This is a genomic window from Pseudomonas sp. FW305-7 (genome assembly GCF_058786735.1).
Window position 1 is genome coordinate 1 of sequence record NZ_JBYSZA010000055.1, and the last position, 9,299, is coordinate 9,299.

5 protein-coding genes and 1 tRNA gene are annotated in these 9,299 nt (G+C 60.2%); 1 reads left to right on the forward strand and 5 read right to left on the reverse strand.

Annotated features, from left to right (window positions below):
• Positions 1 to 197: 197 nt before the first annotated feature.
• Positions 198 to 1,535 (reverse strand): 30S ribosomal protein S12 methylthiotransferase RimO, encoded by a 1,338-nt coding sequence (gene rimO, locus AC3WMT_RS30530; RefSeq protein ID WP_103307392.1) that lies wholly within the window; start codon positions 1,533 to 1,535, stop codon positions 198 to 200.
• A 351-nt stretch (positions 1,536 to 1,886) separates the two neighbouring features.
• Between rimO and AC3WMT_RS30535 the strand changes: the two genes are divergently transcribed.
• On the forward strand, positions 1,887 to 3,728 hold the full coding sequence (locus AC3WMT_RS30535) for a potassium transporter Kup (RefSeq protein WP_371919341.1): 1,842 nt from the start codon (positions 1,887 to 1,889) through the stop codon (positions 3,726 to 3,728).
• A 177-nt stretch (positions 3,729 to 3,905) separates the two neighbouring features.
• Here AC3WMT_RS30535 and AC3WMT_RS30540 read toward each other — a convergent pair whose 3' ends face one another.
• From AC3WMT_RS30540 to AC3WMT_RS30555, 4 genes are all read right to left on the reverse strand, one after another.
• Positions 3,906 to 4,235 (reverse strand): DUF3077 domain-containing protein, encoded by a 330-nt coding sequence (locus AC3WMT_RS30540; protein ID WP_103307395.1) that lies wholly within the window; start codon positions 4,233 to 4,235, stop codon positions 3,906 to 3,908.
• 518 nt (positions 4,236 to 4,753) lie between these two features.
• Positions 4,754 to 6,049 (reverse strand): virulence factor family protein, encoded by a 1,296-nt coding sequence (locus AC3WMT_RS30545; protein WP_103307397.1) that lies wholly within the window; start codon positions 6,047 to 6,049, stop codon positions 4,754 to 4,756.
• A complete protein-coding gene (mprF, locus tag AC3WMT_RS30550; RefSeq protein WP_103307398.1) occupies positions 6,049 to 8,688 on the reverse strand; it encodes a bifunctional lysylphosphatidylglycerol flippase/synthetase MprF in 2,640 nt (879 codons plus the stop codon). The genes AC3WMT_RS30545 and mprF overlap by 1 nt, the downstream gene beginning before the upstream one ends.
• Before the next feature lie 279 nt (positions 8,689 to 8,967).
• Positions 8,968 to 9,044 (reverse strand) — tRNA-Met (locus tag AC3WMT_RS30555).
• Between the last annotated feature and the right edge of the window lie 255 nt (positions 9,045 to 9,299).

Here is a 9,299-nt window from a genome sequence, read left to right on the forward strand (position 1 = left end):
AGCTTTCCCCCTCACCCCAACCCTCTCCCCCAGAGGGGGAGAGGGGGAAGGGAGCAGATTTTCGTGCTGTTCAGAACCTGAGGCCGACTCGATATTTCAGGTCGATGTCATTCGAAAGAACACCACGATCAGTCCCCTCTCCCTCCGGGAGAGGGCTAGGCGGGCGGCGTTCCGATGAGTGGCTTTTGATCCTCGGATCAGATCTGCTCAGCCCACAGATCGTATTCGTCAGCATCAGTCACTTTGCACCAGACCTTGTCGCCCGGCTTCAGATTGCTGCCGTTATCAATAAACACGTTGCCATCGATTTCCGGAGCATCGAAGAAGCAGCGGCCGACCGCGCCTTGCTCATCAACTTCATCCACCAGCACTTCGATTTCACGGCCAACGCGCATTTGCAGGCGTGCCGAGCTGATCGCCTGCTGGTGCGCCATGAAGCGCTCCCAACGGTCCTGCTTGACGTCGTCCGGCACCACTTCCAGATCCAGATCATTGGCCGGAGCGCCGTCAACCGGCGAGTACTGGAAGCAGCCGACGCGGTCGAGCTGGGCTTCGGTCAGCCAGTTCAACAGGTACTGGAAGTCTTCTTCGGTTTCGCCCGGGAAGCCGACGATGAAGGTCGAACGGATGATCAGATCCGGGCAGATTTCGCGCCAGTTCTTGATCCGTGCCAGAGTCTTGTCTTCGAACGCCGGGCGTTTCATCGACTTCAGCACTTTCGGGCTGGCGTGCTGGAACGGGATGTCCAGGTACGGCAGGATCTTGCCGGCGGCCATCAGCGGGATCAGCTCGTCAACGTGCGGGTACGGGTAAACGTAGTGCAGACGCACCCAGACGCCGAGGGTGCTCAGCGCTTCGCAGAGTTCGGTCATGCGGGTTTTCACTGGCGCGCCGTTCCAGAAACCGGTGCGGTATTTCACGTCGACGCCGTAGGCGCTGGTGTCTTGCGAGATCACCAGCAGCTCTTTAACGCCGGACTTGACCAGGCGCTGAGCCTCGTCGAGCACGTCGCCGACCGGACGGCTGACCAGTTTGCCGCGCATCGACGGGATGATGCAGAAGGAGCAGCTGTGGTTGCAGCCTTCGGAAATCTTCAGGTAGGCGTAGTGGCGCGGGGTCAGCTTGATACCTTGCGGCGGCACCAGGTCGATCAGCGGGTTGTGATCCTGACGCGGTGGCACCACTTCGTGCACGGCGTTGACCACTTGCTCGTACTGCTGCGGACCGGTCACGGCCAGCACGCTCGGGTGTACGTCGCGGATGTTGCCTTCTTCCACGCCCATGCAGCCCGTGACGATCACCTTGCCGTTTTCCTTGATCGCTTCACCGATCACCTCCAGCGATTCAGCCTTGGCCGAATCGATGAAGCCGCAGGTGTTGACCACCACGACATCGGCGTCCTGATAAGTGGACACCACGTCATAGCCTTCCATGCGCAGCTGGGTCAGGATGCGCTCGGAGTCGACCAGTGCTTTCGGGCAACCCAGAGATACGAAGCCAACCTTTGGATTGGCCGGCGCAGGAGTGGTGGACATGTCTAACCTCGGTATTTTGTGACGCCGCTTTCCTGATGCGAAAAGCCGACGGATGGGCGCTTAGGGCGCGCCTCTGATCAAAAAGTGCGCAATTCTAGCGGCGAGGAGCGCACTTGACCAGCTTTATGCCGGGAAATACGACGAGTGCTGCGCTATGCTTCGCGCCGTTGAGCTTTACCAATTTTTTACAGTCAACAAAACGTCTGTAACAGCAGGTAAAACAGCGCATGCTGCACCACAAAGCATAGTGCTTCATTCAAAGAAGCCGGTTCTGAGAAGTAGGAGTGTTGGATGGGTCAGGCAAGTAGTCATGCGGCAGGCGCCGAGGGTTCGGCTACCAAACCGCTGAGCATGCTGGTCGCGGCAGTCGGGGTAGTTTACGGCGACATCGGCACGAGCCCGTTGTACACCCTTAAAGAAGTGTTTTCCGGCGCTTATGGCGTACCGGTCAATCACGATGGCGTGCTGGGCATTCTGTCGTTGATCTTCTGGTCGCTGATCTGGGTCGTCTCGATCAAATACATGATGTTCGTCCTGCGCGCCGACAACCAAGGCGAGGGCGGGATCATGGCGCTCACCGCACTGGCGCGGCGTGCGGCGGGGCATCGCAAAAAACTGCGGTCGTTGCTGGTGGTGTGCGGACTGATCGGTGCGGCGCTGTTTTATGGCGACAGCATGATCACTCCGGCGATTTCCGTGTTGTCGGCGATAGAGGGGCTGGGGCTGGCGTTTGAGGGCATCGACCATTGGGTGGTGCCGCTGTCGTTGGTGGTGCTGGTCGCGTTGTTTCTGATTCAGAGCCACGGTACGGCGCGGATCGGCATTTTGTTCGGGCCGATCATGGTCACCTGGTTCCTCGTGCTGGGCGCCCTTGGCGTCTACGGCATCAGCCATACGCCGGAAGTGCTGCATGCGCTGAACCCGGTCTGGGCGGTGCGTTTCTTCATGGTGCATGCCGGTATGGGCGTGGCGATCCTTGGCGCCGTGGTGCTGGCGCTGACCGGTGCCGAAGCGTTGTACGCCGACATGGGCCACTTCGGTCGCAAGCCGATTGCCCGTGCGTGGTTCATTCTGGTTTTGCCGGCGCTGGTGCTCAATTACTTCGGTCAGGGCGCTTTGCTGCTGGATAACCCGGAAGCGGCGCGTAACCCGTTCTACCTGTTGGCGCCTAGCTGGGCGCTGATTCCGTTGGTGGGGCTGTCGACCCTGGCCACGGTGATTGCCTCGCAAGCGGTGATTTCCGGCGCATTCTCCCTGACCCGTCAGGCCATTCAGCTCGGTTACATCCCGCGCATGTACATCCAGCACACCTCCAGCGACGAGCAGGGCCAGATCTACATTGGCGCGGTGAACTGGGCGCTGATGGTTGGCGTGGTTCTGTTGGTGCTCGGCTTCGAATCCTCCGGCGCACTGGCCTCGGCCTACGGCGTGGCGGTAACCGGCACCATGCTGATGACCACCATTCTGGTGTCGGCGGTGATGCTGCTGCTGTGGAAATGGCCGCCGATCCTTGCGGTACCGGTGCTGATCGGTTTCCTGCTGGTGGACGGTCTGTACTTCGCCGCCAACGTGCCGAAAATCGTTCAGGGCGGTGCTTTCCCGGTGATCGCCGGTATCGCGTTGTTCGTGCTGATGACCACCTGGAAGCGCGGCAAGCAATTGTTGGTCGACCGCCTCGACGAAGGCGCGCTGCCACTGCCGATCTTCATCAGCAGCATCCGCGTGCAGCCACCGCATCGTGTGCAAGGCACCGCCGTGTTTCTCACCGCACGCTCCGACGCCGTGCCGCACGCGCTGTTGCACAACTTGCTGCATAACCAAGTGTTGCATGAGCAGGTGGTGCTGCTGACGGTTGTCTACGAAGACATCCCTCGTGTACCGCCATCGCGGCGTTTCGAAGTCGAGGCACACGGCGAAGGCTTCTTCCGGGTGATCCTGCACTTCGGCTTCACTGACGAGCCAGACGTGCCGCAGGCGCTGAAGCTGTGTCATCTGGATGATCTGGATTTCAGCCCGATGCGCACGACGTACTTCCTCAGCCGTGAAACCGTGATTGCCTCGAAACTTGAGGGCATGGCGCGTTGGCGTGAAGCGCTGTTTGCGTTCATGTTGAAGAATGCCAATGGCAACTTGCGGTTCTTCAATCTGCCGCTGAACCGGGTGATTGAGTTGGGGACGCAGGTCGAGATGTAAGCCCCACCTCAACTGAAAGCCCCCGTCAGCTTCAAGGCTGGCGGGGGCTTTTTTGTGCCCGCACATAAACCTCAAGTCCACCTCTGTGGGAGCTGGCTTGCCAGCGATGAGTCCGGCACATCCAGAATCAATGTCGACTGACTCACCGCCCTCGCTGGCAAGCCAGCTCCCACAAGGTTATGAGGTGGGTTCAGCCAGTTCGGCTTCAGATTCGGTCTTCGTCCGCGCAGGTCGCGGCATCAACGCTTGGATCACGTCATCAATCAAGGCTTTGCCCATCACCGTCAGGTAATGCGCAGCCCAAGCGTGGCGGTCGGTGTCTTTGATAAATGCCGCGTCCTCGGCGAAGGATTTGGCGAGGGACAGCAGGTCGGAGGATTGGGACAGGGCATCAATGATCGGGATGCCGGAGCGGACGTTGAAGAACGCTTGATCCGAGTTGTAGAGGAAAGGCGTGAAGCCGATGGTTTTAACGTTTGCGAGTCCGTGCAGATCAGTTTCGGTCATCGTGTTACTCCTTGGTTCGAGGCGCCGCGACTTTCGTTACCACACGAAAGGGAGGCAGCTGTACGCAGGGTGGTAAACCGGGAACCAAGGAAACCGGCACGCCCGAAAGCGTCCCACGCACAGCCGCCATAACTAGAGGGGCGCGCTGTTGCGATGGTTTCTCCGGGTTACCACACCCGATCGCTGAATGGGTCAGCGACGTCCGGAGAGTATCCCGTCGAAAAACAGCGCAATAGAGCGGCACAGCGCCCCAACAAGAGTTTCGGAGTTTGCCTACAAGGTCTGTGGGCGTCATCTGATATTGCGAGACTGGAAGTAAACAAAACTACACGTCGGATACGCAGTTCCCTGTAGGAGTGAGCCTGCTCGCGATAGAGGTGTGTCAGTTGGCAATAGGTGGCTGATACTCCGCTATCGCGAGCAGGCTCACTTCTACAGGAAAATGGGTTCATCGTCCGAGATGTAAAAAGCCCCCGCAACCGTGACGTTGCGGGGGCTTTTTGTGGGCGTGGCTCAGATCACTCTTCGGCGACCGAATCCTTGCTCTGACGCTTCTCGATCAGATCCACCAAGCGCTTGGCCAGTGCCGGGTAGTTCTCGTCGAAGTGGTGGCCGCCGGGCAGTTTCACTGCTTCGCCAACAGCCGTCTTGTCCGTGCAACCACTTTCATCCGTCTCTTCTTCGCCGTAGATGCACACAACCTTCGCCGCTGGCAGCTTGGCCATTTCCGGGCCGGTGGCGGCTTCTTTGCCGGCGTTGCCGAGCCAGCCTTCGACTTCGATCTCGAAGCTGCCGGTGCGGGCGAAGGCCAGCAGGATGATTGCATCTACACGTTGCTGCTCGGTGTCTGGCAGGCGGTTGTAGATCGCCGGCAGCACGTCAGCGCCGAACGAGTAACCGGTGAGGATGAAGCGCTTGGTGCCCCATTTCTGCCGGTAGTGTTGCATCAGTTCGGTCAGGTCCAGCGCGCTTTGCTCGGGGCTCTTGTGCTGCCAGTAGTAGCGCAGGGTGTCGATGCCGACGACCGGATAGCCGATCTTGGCCATTTCGCCCGCTACGTCGCGGTCGAGGTCGCGCCAGCCGCCGTCACCGGAGAGGAACAGGGTCACGGTGTCTTTGGCTTGACCGGCCGGGACTTCAACCACCGGAATCGCCAGACCGCCGTTGGCCTTGTCGCCGCCGACGAGGATCTTGCGCAGTTCGTTGTTCAGCACTTGTGGCAGGTTGATGTCGTAGTCGCTGATGCTGGTTTCGGCGTTCGGTTGATCGCGCACGAAACCTGCGCTGGCGTCGTCCGGGTTGTCGTTCCAGGCCACCAGCCAGTGGCCGTGGGCGGCGGATTTCGGCAGCAGGTGCGTGCAGCCACCTTTTTCCAGTGCCAGGTCCACGGAAATCGCTTGGGCCTTGTCGTCCTTTTGCTCGGACAACCAACGCCAGGCCAGTACCGCGCCGGGGCCGATACCGCTGACCAGCGTGGCCGGGCCGTTCAGTTCGCGCAGACCGGTTTGCAGGGCGCGGCTTTGCAGCAGGCAGTCCTTGGGCAGAATCACCTGAACGATTTGCGCCGAGGCGCTGCGGCTCAGGGTGGTCAATTGCTTTTCAGAGAGTTTCTGGTCGTCGTTGACCGCGACCAGCACCTGCGCCTTGGGCTTGGTGCCGGGGATGACGCGGGTCAAAACGGTGCCGTCTGCCGCCGTCATAGGTTCGAGCGTTGGTTCCGGTGCCGGACGTTTGAGGTACCAGTAACCGCCGCCGGCAATCACGGCCAGCACGATCAGTGCGGCCAGGATGTACTTCAGGGAGCGTTGAATCATCAGCGTTTCACCAATCCAGTCAAGCCGCCCGCGATCAGGGCAGCAGTGTCGGCCAGCGCCACCAGCGGATCGAGTCCGGCGGGCACAGCCATATAACGAGGTTCCCAGTCAGGCTGGAACTTGTCTTTGAAGCGGCGCAAGCCTTGGAAGTTGTACAGCTGCTCACCACGGCGGAAAACCATCGAGCCCAGACGCTGGGTCAGCGGTGCACCACGCCGGGGTTGCAACCCCGACAACGGCACCATGCCCAGGCTGAAGCGCGCGTATCCGTGACTCTTATAGTGTTGAATCAGGCCGACCATCATGAATTCCATGGTCAGCTTGGGGGCGTCCGGGTGCGCGCGCATCAGGTCGAGACTGGCCAGATCATGGCTATAAGTCTCGAGCAGGTTGGCGAACGCCACCGGGCGGCCTTCGAAGCGAATCACCGCAATGCGGAAATGCTTCAGGTAATCGTCGCTGAAACGGCCGAGGGAGAAGCCTTTCTCGCGCACGTTCTTGCCGGTCAGCCACGCATCGGAAATCACTTTCAGCTCGTCCATTGGCGCCTGGCCCGGCTCATGGATCTCCAGCGACAGACCGTCGCGGGTGCCACGGTTCCAGGTGTAACGCAGGTCCTTCATCTCTTTGCCCTTGGCTTCCAGGTCAAAGCGCTGCAGATCGACCCGGGCTTCTTCACCGAGTTTGATCGCGGTCAGGCCGATGTCCATGTAGTAGGGCAGGTTCTCCGCGCGCACTTGGTAGAACACAGGGCGAGCATGGTGGATGTCGCACAGGTCGCGGAACTGCCAGATCATTTCTGCGCGTTGCTGGCCAGGGCCGATCGGGTCGTACAGCGCAACAAGGCTGCGGCCCCGGCGCGCGTACATCAGGAACGCTTCGTCGTTCTGGTGAAACAGCAGCGCCTTGTCGCCGGTCAGGGCGAGGCCGCCGTCGGGTTGCGACGAGGCCATCAGAATCTTCGCGGCGCGATCCAGTTCGTCCGGAGTCGGCAGATGAATCACCGGACGGGCAGTGCGCAGCAGCCAGGTCAGGGCGATCACCAGCAACAGCACAGCGGCGCCGAGCAACGAGCGCAAGCCGCGCGGGGCGTCAGCGTCGAGGGTGAACTGCCACCACAATTGATGGCTGTACGGCACGTCCTGATAAGCGAACAGCAGCAGCCACGTCGACGCGCCAAGTACGCACAGGCTGGCCACCAGATACAGCGGCGAGAAGGGCAGTTCGGTCAGACGACTCGGGCGATAGAACGAGCGACGGAACACACCGAGCAATGCAGCGGTGAGTGTCATCAGCGTGGCTTCTTCCCAGTCGAAGCCTTTGAGCAATGAGAGCAGGGCGCCAACCAGCAACAGAATGGTGGTGAGCATCCATGCCGCCGACAGGCGACGGCGCAGGCCCTGAGCCAGCATCAGGCACAACACGCCGATCAGGCTGGCGCCGAAGTGCGAAGCATCGACCAGACGATGCGGGATCAGGAAACCGATGTGCTCCAGGCGCGTGTCGATTTCAGGGGTGGCACCGGAAAACAGCAGGACCACGCCGGACAGGAACACCAGCACCGCCAGAATCGGTGCCGCCAGACCGGACGCCGCGCGCATGGTCTGGGTTTGAAACAAGCGCTGACCTTCGTTGATCAGCAGCAGTACACACGCCACCAGCAGCGGCAGCACCACGTAGATCAGGCGATACAACAACAACGCTGCGGCCAGTGGCGCGGCACCTAGTTTGTCGGCAAACGCGGCCAGCAGAATGGCTTCGAACACACCGACGCCGCCCGGTACGTGGCTGAGCACGCCGGCGGCCAGGGCCAGCAGATATACCAACAGGAACGCGCCAAATGGTGGCGCTTCGGGCAGCAATAGATAGAGAACGGTCGCGGCAGCGGCAACGTCGAGCGCGGTGATGACCAGTTGCAGGAAGGTCAGACGTCGGCCCGGCAGACGCAGGGTGCGACGGCCGGCCCGAACCAACAGGTTGTCGCGGTAAGGTTGTTCCGGCAGGCGTCGGCGATAGATGCCAATCGCCAGAATCGCGCCCAGTGCGAGCACTGCGCCGGCAACAGCGCCGAGCAGTCCTTCAGACAGCCCCAGCGCCTGAGAGGCGGCGGGCAGGTCGCTGAGGGTAGCGAGTGCGGCCAGCGGCGGCAGCGCACAGCCCAGCGACAGGCTGGCGAACAAGGTCATGTGCGCGACTTCGGAAGCACCCACGCCCAAGCGTGCATATAAACGGTAGCGCACCGAACCGCCGGACAGCAGCGACAGGCCGATGGCGTTGCCGATCGCAAACGCGGTGAAGCCGCCGAGCGCGAGCATGCGCGGTGGCAATGTCACACCGGCGTAGCGGCTGGCCGACCATTCATAGCCGAGCAGAATAATGAAGCCGACCACGGTTGCGCCGAAAGCGCCAAGCAGGGCGGGTTTCGGCACGTCGAGAATCGAGTCGTGCAACGCATCGAGATCGAGTTCGACGAGCAAGTGGCGACAGGCAATCAGCGCTATGGTGAACAACAGCAATGTGACCCCCAGCCCGATGGGCTGACGGTATTTGCTCAATCGATCCAGCAAGCGCAAGCGCTCGGGTTTGATCGGATGTTCCGCTGTGACGGTGTCTTGTGGATCAGACGAGTTGGCGCGCATCAATCACCTCTTGGATTGTGCGCGACAGGATGGAGGTATCCAGCCAAGTTACCAATCCCTGTAGAAAAAAATAATCACAAAATACTACGCCTCTCACCGGGTATCGGCGAGGGCAGTTCCTGGATTGCAGAGGCCTTGCCTGCGACTCAAGCATAGTCGCAAGTCAGAACATCTGAAGATCCCAAGCGGTTCACTGCACAGTGACAGATCATTGTTGCGAAAGGACTTTTTCAACAGATACAAAAAAGGCCACTCTTTCGAGTAGCCTTTTTTGATGTTTGGTTGCGGGAGCCGGATTTGAACCGACGACCTTCGGGTTATGAGCCCGACGAGCTACCAGACTGCTCCATCCCGCGTCTGTGTGGCGGCATTCTACAGGCGAACGGCGAGGTGTCAACCGCTAATCCCGTAAAGGGTCAAATAAGTGTGAAATCGCGTCAAACGGTCGCAGGTGGCACGTTAAGTTTAGGAAATGCAAAGAGTTCCTGTTTGACGACTGCTCCCTATAAGAAGCTTGTCGAAAAACAGACGCGCACAAAAAAGGCCACTCTTTCGAGTAGCCTTTTTTGATGTTTGGTTGCGGGAGCCGGATTTGAACCGACGACCTTCGG

Coding starts and splice junctions, on each gene's coding strand:
- rimO (WP_103307392.1), bottom strand. CDS start 1,535: ATGTCCACCACTCCTGCGCCGGCCAATCCAAAGGTTGGCTTCGTATCT.
- AC3WMT_RS30535 (WP_371919341.1), top strand. CDS start 1,887: ATGCTGGTCGCGGCAGTCGGGGTAGTTTACGGCGACATCGGCACGAGC.
- mprF (WP_103307398.1), bottom strand. CDS start 8,688: ATGCGCGCCAACTCGTCTGATCCACAAGACACCGTCACAGCGGAACAT.
- AC3WMT_RS30545 (WP_103307397.1), bottom strand. CDS start 6,049: ATGATTCAACGCTCCCTGAAGTACATCCTGGCCGCACTGATCGTGCTG.
- AC3WMT_RS30540 (WP_103307395.1), bottom strand. CDS start 4,235: ATGACCGAAACTGATCTGCACGGACTCGCAAACGTTAAAACCATCGGC.